This is a genomic window from Paenibacillus sp. 1A_MP2 (assembly GCF_052244825.1).
Classification (GTDB): domain Bacteria; phylum Bacillota; class Bacilli; order Paenibacillales; family Paenibacillaceae; genus Paenibacillus; species Paenibacillus vandeheii.
Map to the genome: position 1 here is coordinate 3,361,538 of NZ_JBQQCS010000001.1, position 25,051 is coordinate 3,386,588.

Here is a 25,051-nt window from a genome sequence, read left to right on the forward strand (position 1 = left end):
ATGTGGAACGTAATGGGGGAGTACTTGTCACAACCTGGCTTTCGGGCTACACTTTCTAAAACGATCAAATGTCCCAGGGGGTTCGAACACCATTGAAAATAAATTCTCATTCAACTGATATGACAACTGCGAAATTTAACCGTACAGCTATACAAGTCCCAGATGCGCAGGCTAAAGTTGCTGCTCATGTCAGTTCAGGTTCAATAGAAAAAGTAACACTTGAGCAAGCACATGGTCGAACGCTTGCGGAGTCGATTTATGCTCCCCATCCTTATCCCTTCTTTCGTCGCTCCGGAATGGATGGCTTCGCAATTCTAAGCTCGGATACGATTGGAGCATCCAGCGAGCAGCAGATTTGGCTTCGTATCATTGATGAAATTCCATGCGGGTATACATCGGATCAACGGATTACATCCGGTACAGCTGCCCGGATTATGACAGGAGCTCAGGTACCGGAAGGTGCAGATGCTGTTGTCATGATGGAAATGACTGAAAGTAAAGAAGAGAACGGGGAACAATTTATTTCCTTGAAGCGCCATATTCAGCCGGGGGCCAACATTACGCCAATAGGATTGGAAGTTGTTGAGGGACAGTTGCTGCTTGAAGCAGGAGTGATCATTCAGGCGGGTGAACAATCCGTGCTGGCAACATTCGGTGTAGGCCAAGTGCCTGTATACAAACGACCGAAGGTAGCCATTTTTGCAACAGGTACAGAATTGTTGGAAGTGGACGAGCCGTTGCAGCCAGGACGTATTCGGAACAGTAACAGTTATATGCTTCGTTCTCTGGTGGTTGAAGCGGGGGCGAACCAGTTATGTATGGTTCAATCGCTGATGATGTGCATACTGCACGTACGAAGCTTGCGGAAGCACTTGAACATAATGATATGGTGGTCACAACAGGCGGAGTATCCGTAGGAGATTATGATATTATGGGAGACCTGGTTCGGGAAGGGAATATGGAGATGCTGTTTAACAAAGTAACCATGCGTCCCGGCAGTGTTACAACGGCTGCTTTGGTCAATGACAAGCTGCTTTTTGCGCTTTCGGGCAATCCTGGAGCTTGTTTTGTGGGCTTTGAGTTGTTTGTTCGGCCAACGATTCGTACGATGCAGGCCGATGCTCATCCATATTTGGAAGAATGGACAGCCATATTGGATGATGACTATACCAAGGTCAACAATTTCACAAGATTTGTACGCGGACGGACAGAGATACGTAACGGAATGGTGTATGCTAAACCTTCTGCCTCGCGTGTGGACGAATCCAGTGTCATGATTACCATTAAAGATAGTGATTGCCTGATCGTTGTTCCGCCCGAGAAAAAAGGGATTCCTGCCGGTGAACAGGTTCGAATTCTCAGACTTCCCACGGGTCATGTCAGGTAGGCATATATGACTGAAATAAGCAGTATGCCGTATATCATGCAGATTGTTGGATATAAGAACACAGGCAAAAGCACCTTAATTGCTGCGCTTACCCGGTACCTTACCTCTACTGGACGAAGTGTAGCTGTAATTAAACATGATGGACATGATCATTTTGAGATGGATCACGAAGGAACCGATTCCTATAGCTTTGCTCAGGCAGGGGCCGATGCTGTCGTTGTCATGTCGGAGAAACGCACAGCACTGATTGAACGACGAGCGACTCCACTGGAAAATATGGTGAATTATCTGTCAGCGTACGACTGGATTCTTATTGAGGGATACAAGCAAGCTCCTTACCCCAAATTGGTCATGGTCCGTCAAGAGAAAGACCTCTCTCTGGTCGAAATGTTACAGGGTGTAATCGGGATTATCTCATGGCTAACGCATGACAAGATAGAGTACACGGGGCCCAAGGAGAACTGCGTTTGGCATTCTGTTCATGAGACAGAACATGTAGCAAGATGGCTGATCTCGCTTGAACATGATGAAGAGAAAAGAAAATTGTGACGAATGAAATATTATGTAAACTAAAATGAAAATGAGATGGAATGTAACGAAACAAAACGAAAATGCTTACTTTTATTATGCCAATGAATGAATATAAAAAAGCGATCCTTGCCAGGACATTTTCCTGGAAGAATCGCTTTTTTAAGTTACCTTGTAAGGAATCCAATCCATGCTTGAGCTGTTAAAGTAAATTAGATTACATACCCTCATCAGTGCGACGTTCAATTGCTTCAGACATCGTTTTATCCGTGAGATGCGCGTAAATTTCGGTCGTTTCCGTAGAGGCGTGTCCGAGCTGTTCTTTCGTTTTATAAATATCATTTTGCAAATAATAGTCAGTCGCAAAAGAATGGCGCAATTTATGCACAGTCAGGTACGGCTTGCCGAATTGCTTGGCATACTTCATGATCATAGCCTGTATGGCCCGTTTGGTCATTCGACTTCCCTCGGATTCTCCATTGCGAAGAGCGATAAACAACCCTTTTTCCCGCTTGGGTGTACAGTAACGTGACTGGCGCAGATTGATATAGGTTGCAAGCTCATCCTTGGCTTGTTCTCTAAAATAGACGGGCGTTTTAAATGTCTCATCATTATTACCTTTACGATATACATACAGCAGCTTATTATTCAGATCCAGATCATCCACGTTCAGGTTCACCACTTCAGACACGCGCAGCCCCGAATTCAGAATAAGGCTGGCAATGCAGGCATCCCGTTCTTTGTTTAGCTCATGCGAGTAAAGAGCCTGTTTGTTCTTTTCCATATCTACGGCATATCCCTCAAGAATATATCCAATAAACTCCAATAGCTCTTCTTCTTCCAGAAGTTTACCCTTTAATTTGGCTGCTGTATCTTTGGGTTTATGAGTACGTTTGATCTCAATCTTCGCCATAATGTTTCGTTTCAGAAGTGGGTAGAAATCTTCATCTTCCGCAATCTGACTTAAATAATGAAAGAGGGAACGAAGGGAAGAAAGCTTACGGGAAACCGTGATTCTGGAGTTCGCTCCTTCACGCTTGGTGGTCAGAAACAAACGATAAGATGTCACTGATTCCATTCGAAGTACTTCCAGCTCAGTCAATGTTACTTCCTTGTTGGAGCTGGCCACGGATAAACCTTCTGCGCGCAACCAGCCAAAGAAGGCTTCATAATCTCTTAAATATTCAAGCAGAGTAGAAGGAGATAAATCGGGTAATTTATAGTCAATGAATTGCTGAACGAACCAGGGCATGGAAGGTAGTTTGTCATCCAGCTTTCGTCGGTCAATCTCTTTTTGCACATTGGTCAAGTTCGGCACCCCCATGTTAAAATATTTTCAAAAATATGCTATATCTCAGTGTACCATATTTATATCGTAACAGCCTGTTCACGGAACAGGCATAATGCAGATTCATGCTTCCTTGCCCTTGTGGCTGTAAAGCTTTAAAGTATGAATTATAAGTAGAGCAGAGGAGGTGAACCGGATGAATATAAAAATAGAGCTGGTTCCCCGGGAACGCAGTCAGGTGATTCGGCATTTAATGCAATTTTATTTGTATGATTTTACCAAATATTTGAATATTGACGTGGATAGCAATGGTATTTTTCCGGAATATCCTGGATTGGACGCGTTCTGGTCAGAGGAAGACCGGAAGTTTCCTTTTTTGATTACAAGTGATGATGCGCCAGCTGGGTTTGCATTGGTAGAGCGTTGTGAACCAGGCAGCAAAGATAATGACTATTATTTGACCGAGTTTTTTGTAATGCAAAAATACCGACGTAGTGGAGTGGGTACCCGGGCAGCGTATGAGCTGTTTGAACGGTTTCCGGGAAGGTGGAAAGTAACTCAAGTTCGCAACAATGTCATTGCACAGGCATTCTGGCGAAAAATCATAGGGGAATATACGGGAGGCCGTTTTCGCGAGAAATTTCATCCGGAACTGGGGAACCCGAGTCAGTTTTTCGTAACCTGATTCAACCGATCAATCCCGCGTTCGAGGAAATAAGTAAGTTGAAAGAGTGGGTGTAATATCCAGCATAAGGGTAATACATACCGAAGGGGATTTGTACTATATATACTTTCATTATCTGTACCCAATTCACGAAGCTCGGAGGAGATTATCCATGGAACTGCGTAATTACGGAAACACTGGCATGAAAGTAAGTACACTTGGATTTGGTGGAGCGGAGATCGGCAAAAACGTATCCAAAGCAGATGTAGAAACATTGCTTAACAGTGCGTTGGATGCAGGGTTAAACGTCATTGATACGGCTGAATGTTATGGGGATAGCGAAGAGTTAATCGGAGATGTGCTCTCCCATCGCAGAGACGATTATTATTTATTTACCAAATGTGGACACGCTGCTGGGGTAGAAGGCCCCGATTGGGATGCCAAAGTATTAGAGCAAACGATTGACCGTAGTCTTAGAAGACTAAAAACGGAATACGTTGATGTGATTCACCTTCATAGTTGCTCCGAAGAAGTACTTCGGCAAGGAGCGGTCATTGAAGTGCTGCAGAGAGCCAAGGAGGCTGGGAAAACAAGGTTTATTGGATATAGCGGCGATACGACGGATGCTCTTTATGCGATACAGACAGGCGTGTTTGACAGCTTGGAAACATCGCTGAACATTGCCGATCAGGAAGCTATTGATCTGACGTTGCCTGAGGCGAGAAAGAGAAATATGGGTGTCATTGCCAAACGCCCTATTGCCAATGCGGCATGGACGTATGACTCGCTTGCCGAAGAAGCCTATCCCTTTGTATACTGGAAACGCTTAAACGAACTTGGCTATGGTTTTCTGAGCGAAGATGCACAAGCAGCAGTTGAAACCGCATTACGTTTTACGCTCAGTACAGACGGTGTAGACACGGCTATTGTGGGTACAGCCAAGCCCAACCGCTGGCAACAAAATGCCGATCTTGTCGCCAAAGGTGCGCTGACTAAGGAGTTATATGATGAGATCAGGGAACGCTGGAAAGAAATTGCGGGAGCTGATTGGACTGGACGAACTTAATCCATTTGGTTGGAAAATAGCTTGAGATTTTGTCAAAGTCGCCAAGGAGGCGGCTTTTTTCTTTGCAATAACCTATTATTTCATTATATGAAAAATTCACAACAACAAAATACACTGGTTATGTCCACTGGAGCGCATTCTTCCTTCAGATTTTGCCCCACGAATGAAGGGAAATTTACTTATGTAGCTTCAAATGTCAACTCGCTGTCTTTAAACAATATATTATTATTTCATTATATGAAAAATTCACAATAGAAAAATCAATTTACTCTCCCTAGCTCATACCTGCAATTCCACTACGTCATCTCACCAACATGTTACAACGAACTGCCTTATCCTCAGCTTCATGTCAACTGATTTGTAGTTAATTTTGCAAAGTTAAGTACAGAAAGTAAACCTTAGAGGGGCTCTGCGCCCGGTGGATTGGTTAGGTTCATAAGCTTAGAGCGATTTATAATCACGAATAATGACCTCTATTACATGCTTTCCCCAGTTCGAGGCTTCCGAGCCTTGTTCATTCCAATCGTAAGAGATGAGTGCTTTCCACAAAGCCCATCCACGTGCACGATCAACCGTATCCTGGTCAACATTCATACAGTTTAGAAATATCTTGCGACTTACATCATCAAAAAAGTTCCATGCCATCACCAGATCACTTGAAGGATCGCCCACGCCCATAGTTCCAAAATCAATGACCCCGCAAAGTCGCCCCTTTTGCACGAGCAGATTGCCTACTGCAACATCACCATGCAGCCATAAAGGTGCCGCTTGATATTTCGTTGCAAGGGCAAGCTCCCATATTTCTGTCATGAGCTTAGGATCGTATTGGCCGGATACCTTCTCAATGACGGTCCTAGTATCCGTATCGTAAACCGCCAGGTTCCCTCCACGATGAAAGTTTTGAATGCCTGCTGGTATGCCGTGACTTGCATCAATGGCTTCTAATTCTCTCAGAAATCTAGCGAGGTCTTCGGCAAATGCACCTAAATCGAGTACGTTGGCAGGCGAGACAGTTTTGCCCTCAATCCATCGGTTGATGGACCATGGAAGGGGGTATTCATTCGAAGGTTCACCTTGTGCAATGGGAGCAGGAATGGGCAAGGACAGGAGAGGCTTGAAAACAGGGAGCCACTTCAGTTCTTTTTCTACAGCAGAAGCGTAACGTTCGTGACTCGGTAAACGAACCGTCATTTCGTCTCCCAATCGATAGGTACGGTTATCGTGCCCGCTTTTTTCTACGGGGATTATCGCCAAGCCTTTCCATTTTGGAAATTGACGATCAATTAATTGCCGAACCAGTTCAATCGTAATTTCAATCATGTGCTCGCCTCATTTTCTATAAATGGTTGGGTCGTAATCGATAATACATAAATTTCAACCATTTGTCTTGATCGAATCAAAGGGGAAAAATTGTACAAAACGAAGGAGAGGACCTGATCCGAGAAAATTTCCAGAAAATCGCTTGAAATCCGCCCTAAATGGCGGTTTTTTAGTTGCTAAAAGCCTTGTTGTGAGTGTAATATCACAGGTTTTTATCCCTTGACATAAAATGTCATTATAAAGATAATAATTGTAACTTTGGAAGAGGGAGGAGAAAACAAAGCCGAAATCAGGTTTGATTTGAATGGCATCTGTAAGCGTAATAATTTCGGTTGTACCCTCACACAATTATCACTTTAAAGGAGTGTAGTCATGTACGATCAAATTGTAGATATTTTGTGCGCTATTAAAGAAGACCAACCGGAACTACGCCAATCCCTATCCCCAGCAACGGAACTGAATAACGATATTGGTCTTGATTCTCTGCAAATGATCCAGTTTATGCTCAAAGTCGAGGATCAATTAAACGTAATTATTGACTATGACGAATTTGATTATGAACACCTCCAGTCGATCGACACATTTATGACATTTCTGAAAAGCTGCCAGCCTCAAGAGCAATCATTGTACGAAGATGTCCAGAAGTGAAGCCGGTGTGACTCCAACGATTGTTATGGGGACATTTGATCCGGAAACGCGATGGAGGGATGAGAATTTAGCGAAGTTACCCGCTATGCCTGATAAGGATCGGGAATCCATTGTTTTATGTATGGACGAGCTGTTATTTCCATTTTGCGGACCAGACGATATTCTCTACAGCCGCTGCAAAATTGATCCAGGACTGTATGAATATCTGAACGGGTTAGGTTTTTATTTTCGTAGCCGTCATTACTTTGATTTGAGCGATGAGGAGAGGTCCCTACCCGAACCGGACCTTTTCAAGCAGTGCATGTTCAGTCTTGCATTAGACGGTCAACAGCATGAAGAGATATTAATTCACAACGTGAAACATCTCTCTCCTTATGCGATTACGGCTGATACGGAGGAGTACCTGCATGCGGCCGGATTGTTGGGTTCTTTGCCGGATCATGAGACGGTTAAACGTGTAAACTCCAAATTCTATTCCAACCGACTCCTCTCCAGGATCGGAGAGAAGTGCTATGGCACGGAAGTGAACAGCGCACTAGAAGTGCAGGCAGTCGGAAATACGCTGCTGAAGCGAGGGGCATATTTACTTAAAGATCCATTCGGGGTTTCCGGCAAGGGCAACATGCTCATTGAAAATGAAGCTATACAACGAAGGATAGCAGAGCACCTGGAAAAGCAGGAGAGAAGAGGATTGCGCTCGCAATTCCTGCTGGAACCTCTTCTGAGGAAAGAGACTGATTTCAGCTCACACTGGTTCATTCGAGAGAGTGGTGAGACCGATTTCATATCCGTTCAGCGCATGCTGAACCAACAGCAGAATTACGGCGGGTCTATCAGAGCGGATGAGGCTATGATCCTTTTACTGAGGAACGCGGGTTATTTTGACACGATGGAAAAGGCACTTCGGATATTGGCTGAGGACGGATATCACGGTTTCGTTTGCTTCGACTCGATGATTCTGGAGGGCGGGGATGTCGTACCCATTGTGGAGATTAACGCCCGTAAGTCGATGGGTCTCATTAATGCTTATCTCGATAAAGGCTGGGAGACATACGGCCATACCGGCTTGCTTACCTTCTTGTCTCTCGGTCTACCTGCAGGCTTTGCGTTCGAAAGGCTGCTGGACGCTCTGCATATATCCGGTCTTCTATTCACAGGTCAAGGTGCGTACGGAATTATTCCTATTTCATCTAACACCGTAATGGTGAACGAAATCCTGACCTCTAGACGTATAACCGAAGGAGTTCAGAGTAAGCGGGGCATGCCAAAGGGACGTCTGTATTTCTCGGTGGTGGGCCGTAATGACGAACATCGCAGTGAGCTGATTGTGAGCCTGAGGCAGGTACTCGCCGACTTGTCTATTAAAGTGTACAACTAAATCTGGAATGCGGAGGCTGCGCATGAATCCATCTTCGGTTACCCTGCTTGCGTCGGGCAATTCGCTTGGCGCATACATTCCGGCTATGCATCTGCACACGTACCTGCAAGGTAGAGGTGTCAGGACAGACGTTCATGTTCTGGAGAACCTGTACCATGATGAAATCAGGCGCAAGATTCATGCCACCAAAAAAGCATTTCATGCCGATTTTTCTGTTGCCCTTATGGGTCATAAATTGGCCAAGCCTGTTGACGCCTCATTGAATGAGGCGGAAGTCCAGCTGCTGTTGGACACCTGGATACGCGACGGTGTATGTCGCTTTGCTGTGTTTACCGGTTTTTGGCTCCCGATCCTGGAGCGTTACAAAACCATGGCGCAGACACCTCTGGATATTCAACTGATCCGGTTGGATGCATGCGATACACCATCGTTTAAGGTACACAAGTCCTTGTATCCCGACTACAATAACGTCTGGCTTTACGATGCTTCGAGGCTATCTCCAGACGGCTATATTGCTTCAGATGATATGGAACTCCTGCCTTATGCACAGCGAGCGGGACGTATTTTGATCCATGGCGGCGGCTGGGGATCGGGACATACACAGCAACGATCTCAGAGCTTCGTCAACTCGGTTACCCATTGGATGTGATCGTGTATGATCCTTCCGAGGTGGAAGAGGACGATGGGAGCACACGCTACTTCGGAACAGATGCTTCATGGAACCCGTGGAGCAGAGATGCTCAGGGAAAGCATTCGTTTCCGCCAATGAACCGATATGTGCGTGAAGATGGCATTCTCCGGGCCATTCCGCTCCGAGATTACTCTGTTTACACGGACCTGATGCGCAATTGCGCTGCAATAATCAGCAAGCCGGGAGGAGCGTCACTGAACGACTCGCTGTCTTACGGAATCCCTTTTGTCATGTTGGAGCCGTTTGGCGAGCATGAGCTTCAGAATTCAAACTATTGGGAGTCCTGCGGTTTTGGTATCCGATTTGCAGAATGGAAAGCCCGAGATTACTCGGGACAACATCTGGAGGAAATGTACAGACGTTTGTTGGAACAGCGATCAAAAATCATCCATATGGGGAGGAAAACGCATGCAGCCGAAAACAGCAGTTACGTTTGACCAGCAGACATTCCAAAATATGAAAAGAACCCTCGTTCCCTTAGCAGAAACGGGAAGGAAGCGCCGGGAAGACCCGACGTATGCCGCACCTGTGCCTTATGAGATCGGAATCAAGCTTAATAACGGTTGTAACCTGCGCTGCAAGCATTGTTTTGAATGGAACCCGGATGGTTTCCATCACGGCTTTGCCAGTGAAGTGAAGAGAGACGAGATTGAAATTCCCGTCGTGGAGAAACTATTGGCCGAAACGAGAGAACGCAAATCACGTGTATTCCTGTGGGGCGGAGAACCGCTATTCTACTCCAAGTTCGATGAACTGGCAGAACTGCTGGCTAAGGAAGATCGGCACACGACCATTTGTACGAACGCAATTCTTATTGAACAAAAGCTGGATTCTATTTTGAAAATGTCAAAGAATTTGGTCATGCTCGTCAGCCTGGAAGGCTTCGAGAAGGAGAATGACGCGATCCGGGGCAAAGGCACGTTCAAGAAAGTGATTCACGCCATACAGCTGCTGTTGGATCTGCAAAAGCAGGGCTTGTACAAAGGAAAAGTGTCCGTAGCTCTGACTGTAAATGACCAGATGGTCGACCAGCTGTATAACTTGATGGAATTCTTTGAAGAGATGGGCGTGGATTCCGTTTACTTCTGCTTCCCATGGTACATCCCTTCGGATACGGCGGAAAAAATGGACACCTACTTTGATGCCCACTTCCCGCATCTTGCCTCCCGCTTTGCAAGCGACCACAAGAACAGCTGGCACTCTTTCACGTTTCACATCTCGCCTGACCGTTTCGACACGTTAATCGAGGAATTTAAACGAGTCAATTCACGTGTGTGGAATGTACGTATCCGCTATCAGCCTGCGCTGGAGCCCGAAGAGGTAGAAGGATTTATTCGCGGTAGTGAAAAGCCAGCGATGAATCGGACCAAGTGTTTCTCAATTTCAAACCGGATGGATGTAATGCCAGACGGTAAAGTCAATCCATGCAAATTTTTTCCGGAATTCAGTGTCGGTAATTTGTACGAAGAAAGTGTGGCAGATATTTTCCACGGTGAGGATTTGCGAAAACAGCGGGAGATTCTGGCCTGTGGTCTGACACCGATTTGTTCGAAATGTGTGCTTCTGTATAATAACGGAGTTTAATCGCTTTAACTTTCAGCCGCCCAATAAGGGAAAACATGCAATCATTCAGGAGGAGCGGGGATGGACTTTATCCGTGTGCGGGAACTGCACAAATCGTTCGTATATTACCGGAAAGAAGCTGGACTCAAACATTCACTGAAAAACTTGTTTGCTCGCAAATCACTTGTGAAGGAAGCGGTTAAATCCGTTTCCTTCGATATCGGCCCCGGAGAGTGTGTTGGATTTCTGGGTCCAAACGGAGCAGGTAAAACCACGACTCTCAAAATGTTGTCAGGCATTCTATATCCCACAAGCGGAAAGGCTGACGTACTTGGCTATGTACCTTGGGAGCGAAAGAACGAGTTCAAACGGCTTTTCTCCATTGTAATGGGCCAGAAAAATCAGCTTTGGTGGGATCTTCCCGCCAGTGACTCGATTTATTTGAACAAATGTATATATGACGTGGAGGATGAGCTCTACCGTCGAAGTCTTGCCGAACTGTCGGAAATGCTTGATGTGCAAGACCTCCTGGATGTGCAGGTACGCAGGCTGTCCTTGGGTGAACGTATGAAAATGGAGCTGATCGCCGCTCTGATCCACCGACCGAAGCTGCTATATCTCGACGAGCCGACGATCGGCCTGGATTTTCCCTCGCAGAAGAGGGTGCGGGAGTTTCTGAAATACTATAATGAGCAGTTTGGCGCGACAATCCTGCTGACGAGCCACTACATGAAGGATGTAGAGGACCTGTGCAAGCGGACGATTATTATTAACGAAGGAAGTCTTCTATATGACGGAGATCTTCACAAGATTAATGATCTGTTTGGTGAGCACAAAATTGTGAAATTGCGATTCTCGGAGCCAGTTGCCGAGCAGCGGTTGGTCAAATTCGGGAAAGTAATCAGCGCAGACGAATATAGCGTTGTTCTGGAGCTGCCCAAACATCGCTTAAAAGAAGTGTCGCGGGCTGTGCTCGATTCGTTCCCGATTGTTGACTGGACGATTGAGGACGTGCCAATCGAGGAGAGTATCTCGATGCTCTACCAAAAGGAATCCGTCGGATGAATGGACGCAAATTGTATACGGCTGTTTTTTCGATGGGTGTGCAGCAATCGATGGAATACCGCTTTCACTTCTTTCTCGGTCTTCTCGGAGCCGCGTTTCCGATTCTTGTTCAGTATTTTATATGGACAGCGGTGTACCAACATTCTGGCGAAGCAGCGCTGTTCTCGTATTCATACAATCAAATTATATTGTATACCATCTTGGCGGGCTTGGTATCCAAGCTGATTGCTACCCAGTTCGAGCACCAGATTGTCGATGATATCAAAAACGGCGGTCTCAACAAGTATTTGATCAAACCAGTCAGCTACTTCGGGTATCGGCTAGTATCCTTTTTCGGACAGAAGGCGATTTATTACGGAGTTACAGCTGTGCTGCTCGTTGGAATTATATGGCTCGCATCTGCCGGGGGCGTGCTTGAGTTCCAAGTCATACGGCTGATCCTCTTCGTCGTCACACTGTCGGGGGCACTTTTGCTCAATTTCTTAATCTCCTACTGCATCTGCGCAAGCGCTTTTTATCTGAATGAAATCTCTTACTTTTTCGTCATTACCAGCCTGCTCATCAATATTTTGAGTGGAGGTATGTTTCCGTTGGAGATTTTCGGGGATTCGATTGTGGAGGCACTTCAGTACACGCCATTTCCATATACCATTTATTTTCCAGTTAATGTTCTCAGCGGCAAAACGGAAGTGGCGGCGATGTATCAGGGGGTGCTCATCCAGTGCGGATGGATACTCCTGTTCTTATGGCTATCCCGTCTAACGTGGCGGATATCTATGAAGAAATATTCGGCGGTTGGGGGTAGCTGGCATTCCATATGTTTAGAACCATGAGAAAATACGCACATTTGTACGGCATGTTCATCAAAAATTGTCTCATTGCCCAGATGGAGTTTCGGGGAAATTTCATGATGAGCCTGCTTGTGGAATCCGTCTACCTGCTCGCCAAACTGTTATATGTGCTCGTCGTGTTCCGCACCGATCTTCACGTAGACGGCATACCGCCTGAAGGGCTGCTTCTATTTATAGGCATGCACACTGTGGTGACAGGAATTTACGTGGGACTGTTTTTCACAAATTTCACGAAAATCCCGGAATATATTAAAGACGGCTCGCTTGATTTAATGTTAACAAAGCCGATTTCTCTTCAATTTATGGCTTCCTTGCGTTATGTCGATCTGGCACTGCCAATCCCTGATATTTTGGTTGGTTTCGTCATGATAGGTATTGGCTGGCATGCCATGGACATACCCCTGACATTTCTCCAGCTTGCCGGGTTTATGCTGCTATTATTCGTCTCCGTTATCATCACATACTGTCTAATGATTATCCCTGCGTTACTGTCATTTCGGTTCGTTCAGACGGGGTCTGCATCAGAAATCGCCCATTCCGCCTGGGACGCCAATAACTTTCCGATGGCGATATACCCGACTTGGGTCCGTCGGATTGGTACCTTTGTCATTCCGCTGTTCCTGATTACCAATTTCGGACCGATGTTCCTGCTGGGGCAGCTCAGCTGGCTCTATACAGGACTGGTGCTGGTCGGTGCGGTACTGCTCTTCATAGCTGTACGATTGCTTTGGAAACAGGCCGTGAAGGGATACAGCAGTGCAAGCAGTTAAGAAGGCTTCTGGGTCATAAGGTAGAGTAGCCGGGTAAAGTCTAAAAACTCAGAAGGGGGAGAAAGAATGAATGCTGTTCAGCTTCCTGTGTTGAGTCCGCCGCTTAAAGGATTTCTGCGGTGGGCTTACACGCTTTCGATTACCAGTGCACATGAGGAAACGATTCCTTGGTATTACAGCAATTTCATTCAGTTGTCCTGCAAGAAAACCTTTCTGGAAGATGGCAGACAGTTTTATATCGATTTTTTCCGGGCAAGCCCAATGAACTGAATTTCAACAATCCATTTCTACTGACATGCTCTGTGAATTATACGATTCTGGAGCATTTGGCGTTGGACGCTTGGCCTCAATTTTTCGCGGATCAGATTCGCAGCGGTTATTATTGCGTCGTATTTTTGGATGAAGCTCAGCTACCGCCAGCGGCGGCCTATCAGAAAGAACCGTTTCCTCATCATCTCTTTCTATACGGTTTTGATTGGGACAAACGTATTTTTGATGCTTCCATGTTCGATCATACAGGAGTTTACCGCAATTTGCAGATTTCGTTCACAGACTTCCAGGATGCTATCCATTCCATGAGACATCTGCTGAGAGAGGGGCTCACGGCAGATCACCACACGTATTTTTACAAATACGAGCCGCATTCCCCTTATCCTTTTGATCGAATCGTAGCGCTCGACCAGCTGCATGATTATCTGAACGGAGAGACCCATCTGAACCGCATTAATTACAATCCTGACCAAGAACAGGCTTTTGGCCTTGATGTCTATGACTATTTACAGATGTATTATGATGCCGTAGAGAGCAATGATCCCCGGCTTGGTGAACGTAACGATGTGAGACATCTTCATGTACTCTGGGAGCACAAAAAAATGATGAGCGAGCGGATTGGCTACTTGGTCGATGAGGGGATCATCCCTTACGACGAACAACTTGTGAATGGTTATCAGGATATAACTACAAGGGCAATGAAGTTAAGGGATCAATACATCCGACATGAAATACGTAAAGACAATGAAATATTTGCAAAGGTAAGACTCCGATTGGAGCAATTTCGAAAGGAAGAGCCTGTTCTCCTGCAAAGACTGATTTCATTTCTCGAAGATTAAATAAAGAAGGCTATTCCTCTGTGGGGAACAGCCTTCTTTATTTATATTCATTGGCTACACGTAGTCATTGTAATCAAGTAATGGCTTATTCGAACTTGAAATCATCATCCGTCAGGGGTTCCACATTCAGTGTGCGAATATAGCCGTTGCCTTTTTTAGAGAAAAAGTCATGCTGCTTAGTATGGGTACTGATTCCATTTAACACAATCGGGTTGACTTCCTCGTCTTCAAATAATGGCTCAAAACCGAGGTTCATCATCGCTTTATTAGCGTTATAACGAAGGAATGCTTCCACTTCCTCGGTCAAATGAATAGGGGTATATAATTCCTGCGTATATTGCAACTCATTTTGATGAAGAAGCTGTATTAAATCAACCAAACCTTGGTACACATCATTCCGCTGTGTTTCATCAAAGCTCGCGTATATTTCCTGGGCCAACACACCCACATATACACCATGAATACTTTCATCCCGCAGAATCAGATCAATGATCTCACCACTGCAGGTGAGTTTGCCTTGTCCAGCTAAATAGAGTGGATAGAAGAATCCGCTGTAAAACAAATAACTTTCCAAAAGTACGGAAGCGGCCATCGCCATATACAAATCTTTTGAAGTTTCAATGTTCATATAATACTGACGTATAACCGTCGCTTTGGTTTGCAGATATGGATTTTCTTCCACCCATTTAAATACACTGTCAATTTCTTCGGTTGATGCCAATGTGGTAAAAATACTGCTGTAGGATTTCGCATGAATCTGTTCCATCATCGCCATAAAGCTCAGTACAGCCTTGCGTTGCAGTCCATCCACATGCTCCATAATCTGCGGCATACCTACACCGCCCTGAATGGTATCCAGAAGGGTTAGGCCTCCCAAAACTTTCATATAAGCGTCTTTTTCTGTATCACTGAGCATACCCCAGGTCTTTTTATCATCGGATAAAGGAATCTCGTCATCGGTCCAAAATTGCATAATATTCTGATTCCAGAACATGAGAGTGAAATCATCATCTGCCCGATTCCAGTTCACAGCTTGAATTGCCGGCATGTTATATCAAACTCCAATCGTAATACCCAAAAAGGGGATTTGTTTATATTGAGCAAGCAATGCATTCTTCCATCGTTAGCTTGTTGGTTCTTGTATAATACAGAGATTTCAACCCTTTATGAGCAGCATACAGGTAGCAGCGAGCCAATTCTCGAGTGGATACATCACTGTTTACATGAAGAATTGTGGAGATTCCTTGGTCCACATGCGGCTGAATTTCCGCAATCAAATCGATCACTTTGAATTGATCCATCTGATACGCTGATTTGTAATAGAAGACGTTATCCTTTTGCAAATAGGGCATCGGATAATACGTGGTTGAATTGGCATAAGTTCGTGTCTCAATTTGTTCTACGATGGGCATTACACTGGATGTTGCATTTTGGATATAAGAGATGCTTGCTGTTGGAGCAATAGCCATGCGATAAGCATGATAGAGGCCATTTTCCATCACTTTAGATTTAAGCTGTTTCCAATCATCGGGCGAAGGAACATCAATTCCGTTAAACAATTGTTGTACTTTCGATGTGTTGGGACGGTAATCCGTGGTCACATAACGATCGAAATATACACCAGTCGCATAGTCGGACTTATCAAATCCATGGAACCGTTGGCCGGTTTGCATTGCAAACTCCATACTTTTCTCCAGAGAATGATAATTCATGGTCATAAAGAAGGTGCGTACAAAATCCTTGGCTTCCGTGCTCTCATAAGCAATCCTGTTTTTGGCTAAATAACCGTGCAGATTCATGGCACCCAAACCAACGGAATGCATTTCGGAGTTGGCTTTGGCTACACCTGGAGCATTGGCAACATGCGTCATGTCGCTAACGGAGGTCAGTGCGATCATTCCCTCATGAACGGATTCCTTGATCTTGCCGCTCTCCATAACATTAACAATATTGAGGGAGGCCAGGTTGCAGCTAATATCTTTGCGGATAATATCCGGTTGACCATAGTCTGTAATTTCAGAAGTCTCCTGAAGTTGGAAGATCTCTGTGCAGAGGTTGGACATTTTGACTTGTCCTACGTTTTTTAAGGCATGTGCTTGATTGGCATTGGTTTTATTAATGATATAGGGATAGCCGGATTCAAGTTGAATCATCGCTATTTTGGTCAGCATATCCCGTGCACTCAACGATTTTTTCTTCTTCACACGATCGTCAGCCAGCAACGTATCATACATCACATCCAGATCCATATCATCCAAATGTGTTCCATACGCCTTATAGACACTATAAGGTGCAAAGAGATACAGGGGCTCATTATCTTGAGCCAGCTTATAAAAACGATTAGGTACAATAAGTCCGATAGAGAGAGTTTTCAGACGGATTTTCTCGTCCGCATTGATCTTTTTACTGTCCAGCAGCTCCATAACGTCCCAACCGAAAATATTATAGTATGCTGCGCCAGAACCTTTCCGTTGACCCATCTGATCAGCGTAGGAGAAACCATCCTCCATCAGCTTGAGAACTGGCGTAATGCCTTTCGCAGCACCTTCGACACCTTTAATGACTTCTCCGCGAGCACGCAACTTCGACAGGTTGACAGCCACTCCACCACCGATTTTGGATAACTGCATACAAGTGTTCAGTACATAGTTTATGGAGTTCAGTGAATCATCCATTTCAAGCAGGAAGCAAGAAACCAGTTCACCGCGTCGACTTTTTCCGGCATTCAGAAAAGTGGGGGTCGCGGGTTGAAGACGCTGCTCCATCATAGAACGAGACAGCAAACAAGCCGTATCAAAATGTCCTTGACCCAGATGAAGTGCTACGGCTGCGACTCGATCCGCATATTGCTCAAGGTATGTTTTTCGGTCATATGTTCTCAACGCATAATCGGTGTAGAACTTGGACGCTGCCATATAGGAAGGAAACTTATACTGATAGCCGCGTGTAATTTCGAATACGGTTCTAACTTCGTCGGTTGTATAGGAAGCATAGAAATCCTCGTAATAATCATGTTCAATCATGAATTGGACTTGTTGATCAATGTTGGCGAATGCCATACTTTTATCTTTGATTTCTTTCATAAACTCCTCTACAGCCTCTTGATCCTTATGTAACTGGAAGAAGCCATTAGAGTCGCGCTTTAACAGCATGTTATTCAATTCAATATGGCGCAATGCGGCTCACCTCCTGTTCAAAATACTCCACATCTCTTTTGGAACCAGATAATTCAAATTTACTGATAACCGGGACGTTGTAAGAAGCAGATATCAAATCTGCACTTTTGGCAAAACGCTCACCCCAGTTACGGTTACCGCTGGCGGCCACGCCAATCAGGTATTCAGAGTTTTTTTGCAAAAAAGAAGACACCTTATCAGGTATCTGTCCAAAACCTGTTGTATATGTCACAAGTACGTACGGTTCATCAATCGTCATTTGATTCTGAATCTGAACAGCCGGCAGTTGAAGCTTGGAAATAAACCTCTTAACATTCCCGGTTATTGAATCATACACAATTAGCACTATCATATCCTCCTTGACAAATGAAAGGTGATCAAAAACAAACACTATATATAGATTATATTATTAATTTTATATCAATATATAGCTTTGTCAAATGCATTTCGGTATCGATTTTGTGAAAAACCTGAGGAATGGGCTCTATTACTAGGTTTAAAAAATTTGGGGCTTAGTAGATATCCATATTCGAAGCCATGATAATTGGTGCATGTGAGAATTGGGATTGTCATTGAGAATGATTAAGGTTGCCGACGATGTCGTAACAGCCGTCACCGGCAAGAAATAGCCTGAACATAATCGTTCATACATTGTCTACAATTCGAAAGTAGATTATCAAAAGGCATGGCTCTATGGAGTCATGCCTTTTAAGTGTGATGAAGGTATGCTGATTACATATCACAAAGAAGTGGAGGTAAAACATGAACGGGACCCTGCCGCAACATAGAATATTAATTGTAGATGATGATGAACGGGTCCGAAGACTTCTTCGAATGTATTTGGAGAAAGAACAATTTATCATCGAAGAGGCTTCGTTGGGCTGGCAAGCCTTAAGTAAGCTTCATCAGGAGTCGTATGCCATGATCATTCTGGATTGGATTCTTCCCGATGTTAAGGGAATTGAAATATGCCATTACCTGCGGACAAACTTCAGCATACCCGTCATGTTTCTGACAGCCAAGTCAGAAGAAGGAAATCGGCTTGAAGCTTTCAAAGCAGGGGCGGATGACTTTGTGATGAAACCATTCAGTCCGAGGGAAGTGGTGCTCCGTATCAAAACCATGATGGCTCGTTATAACGGATTGGTCGAGCCTGCGCCAAAAGATCATTCAGCGAGCGAGGTGCTGATTTCCTCCATTTTAATCAATCCAGCTTCCCGAAGGGTCACAATAGAAGAGGAGGAAATTCATATGACGCCCAAAGAATTTGATTTGCTTTATCATCTGGCGACACACTCGGAAATAGCTTTCTCCAGGCAGGACCTGCTGCGAATTGTTTGGAAAGTGGAGCATGAGGAAGATCTGGATTATCGAACTGTAGATACTCATGTGAAACGGCTGCGTGACAAACTATCCGAGCATGTGCCGAATCGGGAAGAGTTGATTCAAACCCTGTGGGGATTTGGTTATATTCTTCGTTTGCCTCACTGATTCTTATCTTGATATGTAGGAGGAGAATATGTCTTACAAACAAATCAAGTGGATGATTCTGCTCATTCCTACCTTGACCGTTGGACTCTGGGAATATGTACGACATCAGTTTTTGCTACCCTATATATCAATGGATCTGGGCAACTGGCTGACGCCTGTCATTGTATATGTTGTGAGCATAACGTTGTTAACTCGGTTGTTTCTCATGTTGGAACGTATCCAAAAAGAGCTGGAGCATGAGCGTGAAGTCAAAGCCGCATTTGAATCTCGGGAAAAGATGGCCAAGGAACTTCATGATGGAATTGCGCAATCCCTTTTTTTATTATCGGTGAAAGTCGGACGTCTGGAGGAGCAAGCTAAGCAGGATCAACAGCTGGACGATGTGTATTCAATCAAAAAAACGGTTCATGAAGTCAATCGTTATGTGCGTCAGGCCATTGCAGATTTGCGTTATGATCCTAACGTTGATCAAGCCTTGACTATGAACGAATCGGTCACATGGATTGGTCAAATTCGAAGAATTTCCAAAGATATCCCTGTCCGAATTGAACTGGACTGGAGCATCCCGGAGGATGCATTTACTGACAAAGAGAGAGTAGAACTGCTCGCTTGTATTCGGGAGGCTCTTTTTAATATTCAAAAGCATGCATCAGCATCCCAAGCATGGATTCAGGGAAAGGGACATAAGCAGTGCTGGAATATTGCGATTCGAGATAATGGAAAAGGGTTTGAGATGAATCCTTTTGAACGAAAGGATCGATATGGATTAAAAATCATGCGAGAGCGGATGAATGAACTGAACTTTAATATGCAATTCCGAAGGGAACAGGAGCATACCGTTGTCGAATTTTCAAAGGATGGTGAGATGCAATGAGCCATACTCGCGTACTTGTTGTGGACGATCACGCTCATGCGAGAGAAGCCATATGTGAAATTTTATCCATGGATCCCAGCTTCGAAGTGATTGGCGTCGTATCGGACGGTCAGCAGGCGATTGATTATACAGAACAGTGGCTTCCCGATCTGATCCTTATGGACATTCAGATGCCGATCCTGAACGGTCTGGAAGCAACACAACGGATCAAATTGGCCTTTCCTTATGTGAAGATTGTCATGATTACCGTCTCGGATGATGTACTTCACCTTTTGGAGGCGTTGAAGCGGGGGGCTCAGGGCTATCTTCTCAAAAACCTTGAACCGTCCATGTGGCTGGAATATCTTCATTCCATCGTTACAGAAGAAGCTCCTTTGAGCCGTGAGGTGGCATACCAAATCCTGAAGGACGTCTCACTAACGGAGAAAAAAGAGCCTGATGTTCCATTAACCACAAGAGAAAAGGATATTCTATATGGTGTAGCTGCAGGATGGACCAATAAAGAAATCGCTGCAAATTATACGATTTCAGAGTATACCGTCAAGAATCACTTGAAAAACATTTTGCAAAAACTACAGGTTCAAAATCGTGTTCAATTGACACGGTATGCACTGGAGCAAGGGCTTATTACAGACCATAATCGTCTGTAATAAGCTTTTTTATTATATCCGGGCGTTCTTTCTGGTAGTGGAATGTCATTCTTTTTGCTTTTAACTCCAACGACCTCACAAATTGGACACAAAAAGTACAGTTCTATAGCCAGAATGAGCTATATGGTAAAAATTTGTTTTTATGTACACTATGGGCAGTGTGTTTCATGAAGGAGGTTATGATGTTGAACAAACGGATTGTCCTAGGAATATTACTCATTCTGGGTATACTGGCGATCCTATTACCTTATCCGCTTGATGCTGCAAACGCTGCTTCTGGAACAAAAGACGCTATTCCACTCCAGCCACTCATTGATGGTTCTAAACCTGGTGAAGTGCTTGTACTTGAGCCTGGTATGTATGCTGGTCCCGTAAGTATAGACAAGAGTATATCCATTCGAGGGGACTCGTCCGTAACAGTATTGAATACAGAAGCTGAGTCCACGATCACCATTCATTCAGATGGAGTGACATTACAGGGGTTCACGATTCAGCACTTAACGAATGAACCCACTGCGGCGATTCAGGTTGAAGGAGATCGTGCAGAGATCAGGGACCTTGATATTCAGAGTCAAAGTTTCGGAATAGTGCTGCGGGGTTCCCGCGATGGGCTCGTACATAGCAATAACATTTCATGGGCTGGATCAGAATCGGCTTCCAGTGGTCAAAAAGGGAATGGCATTGACTTGTACAATTCCCATCGTAACACCATTGAAGAGAACCAAATTACGGGCATGCGGGACGGGATCTACTTGGAGAACAGTCGCAATCTTACGGTTAAGGGTAACACGCTGCTGCATACCAGGTACGGCATTCATTGTATGTATATTGATGGTTCTTCTGTTGTGGACAATGTGGGAGAGAACAACAGTACAGGGGCCATGGTGATGGGCGTCAAGAATACGGTTGTATCCGGGAATTCCTTTCGTAAACAGAGCGAAAATGTGCATTCACAAGGGATTTTATTGTATGACGTACAGCGATCCTCAATTCATAACAATGTTGTGGAAGGTAATCGTGTGGGCATGAACATTGCCGAATCCTCAGGAAATGAAATTCGCAGCAATGCGGTGCTTCGCAATTTCATTGGTATCCAGCTCGTTCTGGCAGAGGACAACCAGTTTACTAGAAACCAATTTGTTTCGAATGTGATTGAAGCTTCAGCGATGGACAGCCGGAACAATGAGATGAAGGAGAATTACTGGGATTCCTTTCAGGGTCTCGACCTGAACGAGGATGGAATCAGTGAACTTTCCTATGAGATTAATCCTTTCTATGAGCAAGTGGTCAACCGAAATTCGGCTTATCAGCTTTTCTTTCAATCACCAGGCATGCTCTTTATGAGCAGTTTGTTTACGGAAGGCAAGGAAGAGTGGACAACCGACAGATCACCGTTAATGAGCATGAAAGCGGAATCACTGACGACGGAAACAGGTGCACAAGCGGTGAAAGAGACAACTGAGGTTTGGATCATCGGATGTATCCTGCTGGGCATGGCAACTTTTATTATGATCTATATGGGGGGATTACGAAAATGAAAATGAGAACGAAAACAACAACAAGTTTGAAAACAGTCATGGTGCTTCTCTTTGGGGTGCTGTTATTAACAGCCTGCGGAAAAAAATACGAGGCGTTGCCCATTAATGAAGACGTGGATATCTGTGCCATATGCAAAATGCAGGTGAAGGATGATGCCTATGCCACGCAGCTTACCACGAAAGACGGTAAAAATTATAAATTTGATGATATCGGTTGCATGCACCAGTGGAAAGAAGAGAACGGAACAGATAACATCGGGATGGATTTTGTTCGTGACTATAATGACAAGGAATGGATTGAATACAGCAAAGCTACTTATGTATACGATGCTTCACTGCGTACACCCATGGCCTATGGCATCCTGAATTTTAAGGATAAACAATCTGCCGAAGCTTTTGTTACTGAGCAGGGTGTGGGAACGATCATGACCGCTGAAGACCTCGCCTCCCACGACTGGAAACAAAACACAGAGATGATGGATATGATGGGTGAGCATGGCCATTCCGAAGAGGGAATGGGTGAAGGCATGCATGAAGGAACACATGAGGAAAGCGAATCCACGGAAGATTCAGGCCACAAGTAATGGTCAATAAAGATGGTGATCCATGATGGGAGATATGTTGCAAGTCGTTCGACGAGAAATGAAAATGGGGTTTCGCAATCCTTGGGCCTATTCATTTTTGATTCTTTTCTGCGTATTTAGTCTGAGTTTGCTGATCATTAATTCTCAGAATTTTGTAGCAGGATACTCTGGCACGACAGGTTCCATGTTAAATCTTATTCTTTATCTTTTGCCGCTGATGACTCTCTTTCTGGGTTCGTTCTCGTTGACTTCTGAAAAGGAAGAGGGCAGTTGGCAGCTGTTGTCCACATACCCCATCGGCACGATGTCTTTTATCGTAGGAAAATATCTAGGTCTCTCGGTGGTATTAATGACTATAGTTACATTCGGATATGGATTGATGGGACTTCTTAGTGGATGGGTTGGCAGCCCTTTAGATGTGATGACCTACCTTTTGTTTCTGGTATTTTCCTGCGGACTGGTGCTGCTATTTCTGACGATTGCATTGTTCATCGGTTCGTTATCCAAAAATCGGTGGCAAGCGTTAACGATATCCGTATCCGTTTGGTTTTTCGCTGTGATCGGATGGCCGACACTTCTAATCTCCGTACTGGGACTTATGCCTTATCAGTGGGTAAAACCCTTACTCACCGTTCTAACCTTTATCAATCCGGCTGAGCTGGTACGATTGTTTGTTGTGATCAAACTTGGCGGAGGCTCCATACTGGGTCCTGAATATTATCAGTGGGTTGATTGGGTACAACCATCCAGCGGAAGCTGGATTTTTACGGGGATATGCCTGCTGTGGATAGCATGTTCTATTGTGGCAGTCTACGGGATCTGGGAGAGGGGGCGTTCTCATGGATAACGTGGAAGCAGAGATTGTTGGACTGTGCAAATCCATCAAAAAACAACAGATTGTTGAAGATATATCCTTTCGCGTTTCTTCTGGCCATGTGCTTGCCTTATGTGGAGGAAATGGGGCCGGAAAGAGTACTGTGCTGCGTATGATGGCAGGTATTCTTCAACCTACCTCGGGTGAAATCATGGTAAACAAAATGCGCTGGTCCAAGGAACGAAAGCGGTATTCGGAACAGATCGGATATATGCCGGATGATTATCATTTCAATCAGGGTCTGACAGCAGAGGAAGTGCTCCAGTTCTGGGCGGCGCTAAGAAAGGTCCCCAAAGCGCGAGTATCGGAAGTGCTAACCCTGGTAGGCTTGGCCGAGCAAAAAAACAAGCGGGTCACGACCTTTTCCAAGGGAATGCGGCAGCGTGTGTTATTTGCCCAGGCTCTGTTGGCCAAGCCTCCGCTGCTGATCATGGATGAGCCGACGAATGGACTGGACCCCTTCTGGATGCAGGAATTTGCAAATCTCATCAAACAAATCAAGGAGGAGGGACATATGGTCGTGTTCTCCACCCACCAGCTTGAGATTGCAGATGATGTTGCCGATCACATTGTTTTTATGAACAAAGGACGTAATGTAGGAGATGGCTCAACAGAGGACTTTCGTCAACAGTTTGGGTCGCTTCATGCCGCTTTTCATCATAGTCTCGGCTTGAAATGAAGGTGAATCAATTGGGAAAAAAAAGTGCAAAAAAAAGCGCGAGAATAAGACGTTTCATCACAATCCTGATTGGAATCGCTGCTTTGCTGACCGCTGCGTGGGCAATTTACCAAGGGAATTTATCATCAGATACCCAAAGAATCGGTGCTATTGAAATCGGTGCAGTTGCTCCTGAATTTACTGCCGTTAATTCAGCCGGAGAACAGGTGAAGCTCTCCGATTATCGGGGCAAAGTTGTGATGATTAACTTTTGGGCTTCCTGGTGTACCCCTTGTGTGAGGGAGATGCCGATGATTAATCAGATCGCTCAGACATATCAAGAAGACGTGCAGACCCTGTTTGTCAACGTAGGGGAAGCGAAGGGGACCATTCGTGAATTTATGAATAAACAGCAATTCGATTTCCCTGTAATCATTGATGTGACCGGAAAGGTCTCCGGCCTGTATCGCATCACCGGTCTGCCAGCGACCATGATCATAGATCAGGAAGGCATGTTCAGTCACATTTTGCTCGGTGAGTTGACCAAGGATATTCCCTTGCAGCAATGGCTGGAGGACACCGTCCAACAAAAGAATTGAAACCTTGTAAGATTTAAGAACAAAAGAAGCCGCTATATGAGCGGTTTCTTTTGTTTTTTGTAAGCTACAAGAGCCAGAACAACTGCAAACGGTTGGGTTTCGAAAACACCTTTCACCCATAGTGGAAATGAAATGCAATACCACGGTTCTGCCCAATGAATCAATAGCCCCTTTGGGTGCTTTTTACGCTTTTCACCGAGTTGTCGGAAAGAGTTGATCCTTTCTTGAACATTTAGGGACGAAGACGTGTCAGTGATTGAATTGCTCATTCACAAAGAT

At 44.8% G+C, this 25,051-nt stretch carries 26 protein-coding genes and 1 pseudogene; 22 read left to right on the forward strand and 5 right to left on the reverse strand.

Translation table 11 applies throughout. The annotated features are described in order from the left end of the window. Positions 1 to 119 precede the first annotated feature (119 nt). A pseudogene (locus tag ACTWJ7_RS16455) lies at positions 120 to 1,387 on the forward strand (molybdopterin molybdotransferase MoeA). A 6-nt stretch (positions 1,388 to 1,393) separates the two neighbouring features. Next, positions 1,394 to 1,936 carry a molybdopterin-guanine dinucleotide biosynthesis protein B gene (mobB, locus tag ACTWJ7_RS16460; RefSeq protein ID WP_079349201.1) on the forward strand — a complete coding sequence of 181 codons (543 nt, stop codon included), beginning with the start codon at positions 1,394 to 1,396 and terminating at the stop codon, positions 1,934 to 1,936. A 196-nt stretch (positions 1,937 to 2,132) separates the two neighbouring features. On the opposite strand, the gene xerS is transcribed toward mobB, so the two are convergent. Continuing rightward, entirely contained in the window at positions 2,133 to 3,224 is a 1,092-nt protein-coding gene (xerS, locus tag ACTWJ7_RS16465; RefSeq protein ID WP_443145629.1) for a tyrosine recombinase XerS, read from the reverse strand. A gap of 175 nt (positions 3,225 to 3,399) precedes the next feature. On the opposite strand from xerS, the gene ACTWJ7_RS16470 reads away from it, so the two are divergent. Next, complete coding sequence (locus tag ACTWJ7_RS16470) at positions 3,400 to 3,888, forward strand: GNAT family N-acetyltransferase (RefSeq protein WP_301247761.1); 489 nt, start codon at positions 3,400 to 3,402, stop codon at positions 3,886 to 3,888. Between the two features lie 151 nt (positions 3,889 to 4,039). Next, entirely contained in the window at positions 4,040 to 4,933 is an 894-nt protein-coding gene (locus ACTWJ7_RS16475) for an aldo/keto reductase (protein ID WP_301877293.1), read from the forward strand. Positions 4,934 to 5,374: 441 nt separating this feature from the next. On the opposite strand, the gene ACTWJ7_RS16480 is transcribed toward ACTWJ7_RS16475, so the two are convergent. Further along, positions 5,375 to 6,253 carry an aminoglycoside phosphotransferase family protein gene (locus tag ACTWJ7_RS16480; RefSeq protein WP_301877292.1) on the reverse strand — a complete coding sequence of 293 codons (879 nt, stop codon included), beginning with the start codon at positions 6,251 to 6,253 and terminating at the stop codon, positions 5,375 to 5,377. A 372-nt stretch (positions 6,254 to 6,625) separates the two neighbouring features. Between ACTWJ7_RS16480 and ACTWJ7_RS16485 the strand changes: the two genes are divergently transcribed. The 10 genes from ACTWJ7_RS16485 (at position 6,626) to ACTWJ7_RS16530 (ending at position 14,328) form a co-directional block, all read left to right on the forward strand. Then, complete coding sequence (locus ACTWJ7_RS16485) at positions 6,626 to 6,901, forward strand: phosphopantetheine-binding protein (protein ID WP_079349196.1); 276 nt, start codon at positions 6,626 to 6,628, stop codon at positions 6,899 to 6,901. 7 nt (positions 6,902 to 6,908) lie between these two features. Then, positions 6,909 to 8,279 (forward strand): hypothetical protein, encoded by a 1,371-nt coding sequence (locus ACTWJ7_RS16490; RefSeq protein ID WP_301877290.1) that lies wholly within the window; start codon positions 6,909 to 6,911, stop codon positions 8,277 to 8,279. Between the two features lie 22 nt (positions 8,280 to 8,301). After that, positions 8,302 to 8,928, forward strand: a complete 627-nt coding sequence (locus ACTWJ7_RS16495) for a hypothetical protein (RefSeq protein WP_443145630.1) — start codon at positions 8,302 to 8,304, stop codon at positions 8,926 to 8,928. 2 nt (positions 8,929 to 8,930) lie between these two features. Next, on the forward strand, positions 8,931 to 9,407 hold the full coding sequence (locus tag ACTWJ7_RS16500) for a hypothetical protein (protein ID WP_443145631.1): 477 nt from the start codon (positions 8,931 to 8,933) through the stop codon (positions 9,405 to 9,407). Beyond that, positions 9,379 to 10,554 carry a radical SAM protein gene (locus ACTWJ7_RS16505; RefSeq protein WP_024634099.1) on the forward strand — a complete coding sequence of 392 codons (1,176 nt, stop codon included), beginning with the start codon at positions 9,379 to 9,381 and terminating at the stop codon, positions 10,552 to 10,554. The genes ACTWJ7_RS16500 and ACTWJ7_RS16505 overlap by 29 nt, the downstream gene beginning before the upstream one ends. A gap of 60 nt (positions 10,555 to 10,614) precedes the next feature. Continuing rightward, entirely contained in the window at positions 10,615 to 11,598 is a 984-nt protein-coding gene (locus ACTWJ7_RS16510; protein ID WP_094936151.1) for an ABC transporter ATP-binding protein, read from the forward strand. Next, positions 11,595 to 12,431 (forward strand): ABC transporter permease, encoded by an 837-nt coding sequence (locus ACTWJ7_RS16515; RefSeq protein ID WP_443145632.1) that lies wholly within the window; start codon positions 11,595 to 11,597, stop codon positions 12,429 to 12,431. The genes ACTWJ7_RS16510 and ACTWJ7_RS16515 overlap by 4 nt, the downstream gene beginning before the upstream one ends. Then, a complete protein-coding gene (locus ACTWJ7_RS16520) occupies positions 12,416 to 13,219 on the forward strand; it encodes an ABC transporter permease (RefSeq protein ID WP_301877286.1) in 804 nt (267 codons plus the stop codon). Before ACTWJ7_RS16515 ends, ACTWJ7_RS16520 begins: the two co-directional genes overlap by 16 nt. Before the next feature lie 66 nt (positions 13,220 to 13,285). Further along, positions 13,286 to 13,489: a hypothetical protein gene (locus ACTWJ7_RS16525; protein ID WP_443145633.1), complete on the forward strand. Its 204-nt coding sequence runs from the start codon at positions 13,286 to 13,288 to the stop codon at positions 13,487 to 13,489. A gap of 62 nt (positions 13,490 to 13,551) precedes the next feature. Continuing rightward, on the forward strand, positions 13,552 to 14,328 hold the full coding sequence (locus ACTWJ7_RS16530) for a hypothetical protein (RefSeq protein WP_443145634.1): 777 nt from the start codon (positions 13,552 to 13,554) through the stop codon (positions 14,326 to 14,328). 85 nt (positions 14,329 to 14,413) lie between these two features. Here ACTWJ7_RS16530 and nrdF read toward each other — a convergent pair whose 3' ends face one another. From nrdF to nrdI, 3 genes are read right to left on the reverse strand one after another with little or no spacing between them, the layout of a single operon-like run. Then, positions 14,414 to 15,376 (reverse strand): class 1b ribonucleoside-diphosphate reductase subunit beta, encoded by a 963-nt coding sequence (nrdF, locus tag ACTWJ7_RS16535; protein ID WP_301877284.1) that lies wholly within the window; start codon positions 15,374 to 15,376, stop codon positions 14,414 to 14,416. A 43-nt stretch (positions 15,377 to 15,419) separates the two neighbouring features. After that, positions 15,420 to 17,504, reverse strand: coding sequence for a class 1b ribonucleoside-diphosphate reductase subunit alpha (nrdE, locus tag ACTWJ7_RS16540; RefSeq protein WP_301877282.1), 2,085 nt, complete (start codon positions 17,502 to 17,504; stop codon positions 15,420 to 15,422). Next, positions 17,491 to 17,850: a class Ib ribonucleoside-diphosphate reductase assembly flavoprotein NrdI gene (gene nrdI, locus ACTWJ7_RS16545; RefSeq protein ID WP_301878391.1), complete on the reverse strand. Its 360-nt coding sequence runs from the start codon at positions 17,848 to 17,850 to the stop codon at positions 17,491 to 17,493. Before nrdI ends, nrdE begins: the two co-directional genes overlap by 14 nt. A 416-nt stretch (positions 17,851 to 18,266) precedes the next feature. On the opposite strand from nrdI, the gene ACTWJ7_RS16550 reads away from it, so the two are divergent. The 8 genes from ACTWJ7_RS16550 (at position 18,267) to ACTWJ7_RS16585 (ending at position 24,772) form a co-directional block, all read left to right on the forward strand. After that, positions 18,267 to 18,995 carry a response regulator transcription factor gene (locus ACTWJ7_RS16550; RefSeq protein ID WP_301877281.1) on the forward strand — a complete coding sequence of 243 codons (729 nt, stop codon included), beginning with the start codon at positions 18,267 to 18,269 and terminating at the stop codon, positions 18,993 to 18,995. A 28-nt stretch (positions 18,996 to 19,023) separates the two neighbouring features. Then, the gene (locus ACTWJ7_RS16555; RefSeq protein WP_301877280.1) at positions 19,024 to 19,869 is read left to right on the forward strand and encodes a sensor histidine kinase; all 846 of its coding nucleotides are present in this window, start codon (positions 19,024 to 19,026) and stop codon (positions 19,867 to 19,869) included. Beyond that, positions 19,866 to 20,519, forward strand: a complete 654-nt coding sequence (locus ACTWJ7_RS16560; RefSeq protein WP_024634089.1) for a response regulator — start codon at positions 19,866 to 19,868, stop codon at positions 20,517 to 20,519. The genes ACTWJ7_RS16555 and ACTWJ7_RS16560 overlap by 4 nt, the downstream gene beginning before the upstream one ends. Positions 20,520 to 20,698: 179 nt before the next feature. Next, positions 20,699 to 22,057 carry a right-handed parallel beta-helix repeat-containing protein gene (locus tag ACTWJ7_RS16565; RefSeq protein ID WP_301877279.1) on the forward strand — a complete coding sequence of 453 codons (1,359 nt, stop codon included), beginning with the start codon at positions 20,699 to 20,701 and terminating at the stop codon, positions 22,055 to 22,057. After that, positions 22,054 to 22,641 (forward strand): nitrous oxide reductase accessory protein NosL, encoded by a 588-nt coding sequence (locus tag ACTWJ7_RS16570; protein WP_367620501.1) that lies wholly within the window; start codon positions 22,054 to 22,056, stop codon positions 22,639 to 22,641. Before ACTWJ7_RS16565 ends, ACTWJ7_RS16570 begins: the two co-directional genes overlap by 4 nt. A gap of 25 nt (positions 22,642 to 22,666) precedes the next feature. After that, positions 22,667 to 23,488: an ABC transporter permease gene (locus ACTWJ7_RS16575; RefSeq protein ID WP_079349182.1), complete on the forward strand. Its 822-nt coding sequence runs from the start codon at positions 22,667 to 22,669 to the stop codon at positions 23,486 to 23,488. Further along, on the forward strand, positions 23,481 to 24,194 hold the full coding sequence (ccmA, locus tag ACTWJ7_RS16580; protein ID WP_301877278.1) for a heme ABC exporter ATP-binding protein CcmA: 714 nt from the start codon (positions 23,481 to 23,483) through the stop codon (positions 24,192 to 24,194). Before ACTWJ7_RS16575 ends, ccmA begins: the two co-directional genes overlap by 8 nt. Before the next feature lie 11 nt (positions 24,195 to 24,205). Then, entirely contained in the window at positions 24,206 to 24,772 is a 567-nt protein-coding gene (locus tag ACTWJ7_RS16585) for a TlpA family protein disulfide reductase (RefSeq protein ID WP_301877277.1), read from the forward strand. Positions 24,773 to 25,051: the final 279 nt, after the last annotated feature.

What these genes read in the sequence shown, in the direction of transcription:
- ACTWJ7_RS16485 (WP_079349196.1), top strand. Translation starts at nt 6,626, where the DNA reads ATGTACGATCAAATTGTAGATATTTTGTGCGCTATTAAAGAAGACCAA.
- ACTWJ7_RS16505 (WP_024634099.1), top strand. Translation starts at nt 9,379, where the DNA reads ATGCAGCCGAAAACAGCAGTTACGTTTGACCAGCAGACATTCCAAAAT.
- nrdF (WP_301877284.1), bottom strand. Translation starts at nt 15,376, where the DNA reads ATGCCGGCAATTCAAGCTGTGAACTGGAATCGGGCAGATGATGATTTC.
- ACTWJ7_RS16470 (WP_301247761.1), top strand. Translation starts at nt 3,400, where the DNA reads ATGAATATAAAAATAGAGCTGGTTCCCCGGGAACGCAGTCAGGTGATT.
- ACTWJ7_RS16480 (WP_301877292.1), bottom strand. Translation starts at nt 6,253, where the DNA reads ATGATTGAAATTACGATTGAACTGGTTCGGCAATTAATTGATCGTCAA.
- ACTWJ7_RS16570 (WP_367620501.1), top strand. Translation starts at nt 22,054, where the DNA reads ATGAAAATGAGAACGAAAACAACAACAAGTTTGAAAACAGTCATGGTG.
- mobB (WP_079349201.1), top strand. Translation starts at nt 1,394, where the DNA reads ATGACTGAAATAAGCAGTATGCCGTATATCATGCAGATTGTTGGATAT.
- ACTWJ7_RS16495 (WP_443145630.1), top strand. Translation starts at nt 8,302, where the DNA reads ATGAATCCATCTTCGGTTACCCTGCTTGCGTCGGGCAATTCGCTTGGC.
- ACTWJ7_RS16575 (WP_079349182.1), top strand. Translation starts at nt 22,667, where the DNA reads ATGGGAGATATGTTGCAAGTCGTTCGACGAGAAATGAAAATGGGGTTT.
- ACTWJ7_RS16560 (WP_024634089.1), top strand. Translation starts at nt 19,866, where the DNA reads ATGAGCCATACTCGCGTACTTGTTGTGGACGATCACGCTCATGCGAGA.
- ACTWJ7_RS16525 (WP_443145633.1), top strand. Translation starts at nt 13,286, where the DNA reads ATGAATGCTGTTCAGCTTCCTGTGTTGAGTCCGCCGCTTAAAGGATTT.
- ACTWJ7_RS16555 (WP_301877280.1), top strand. Translation starts at nt 19,024, where the DNA reads ATGTCTTACAAACAAATCAAGTGGATGATTCTGCTCATTCCTACCTTG.
- ACTWJ7_RS16520 (WP_301877286.1), top strand. Translation starts at nt 12,416, where the DNA reads ATGTTTAGAACCATGAGAAAATACGCACATTTGTACGGCATGTTCATC.
- ACTWJ7_RS16515 (WP_443145632.1), top strand. Translation starts at nt 11,595, where the DNA reads ATGAATGGACGCAAATTGTATACGGCTGTTTTTTCGATGGGTGTGCAG.
- ACTWJ7_RS16475 (WP_301877293.1), top strand. Translation starts at nt 4,040, where the DNA reads ATGGAACTGCGTAATTACGGAAACACTGGCATGAAAGTAAGTACACTT.
- ACTWJ7_RS16565 (WP_301877279.1), top strand. Translation starts at nt 20,699, where the DNA reads ATGATGTTGAACAAACGGATTGTCCTAGGAATATTACTCATTCTGGGT.
- ACTWJ7_RS16510 (WP_094936151.1), top strand. Translation starts at nt 10,615, where the DNA reads ATGGACTTTATCCGTGTGCGGGAACTGCACAAATCGTTCGTATATTAC.
- ACTWJ7_RS16550 (WP_301877281.1), top strand. Translation starts at nt 18,267, where the DNA reads ATGAACGGGACCCTGCCGCAACATAGAATATTAATTGTAGATGATGAT.
- ccmA (WP_301877278.1), top strand. Translation starts at nt 23,481, where the DNA reads ATGGATAACGTGGAAGCAGAGATTGTTGGACTGTGCAAATCCATCAAA.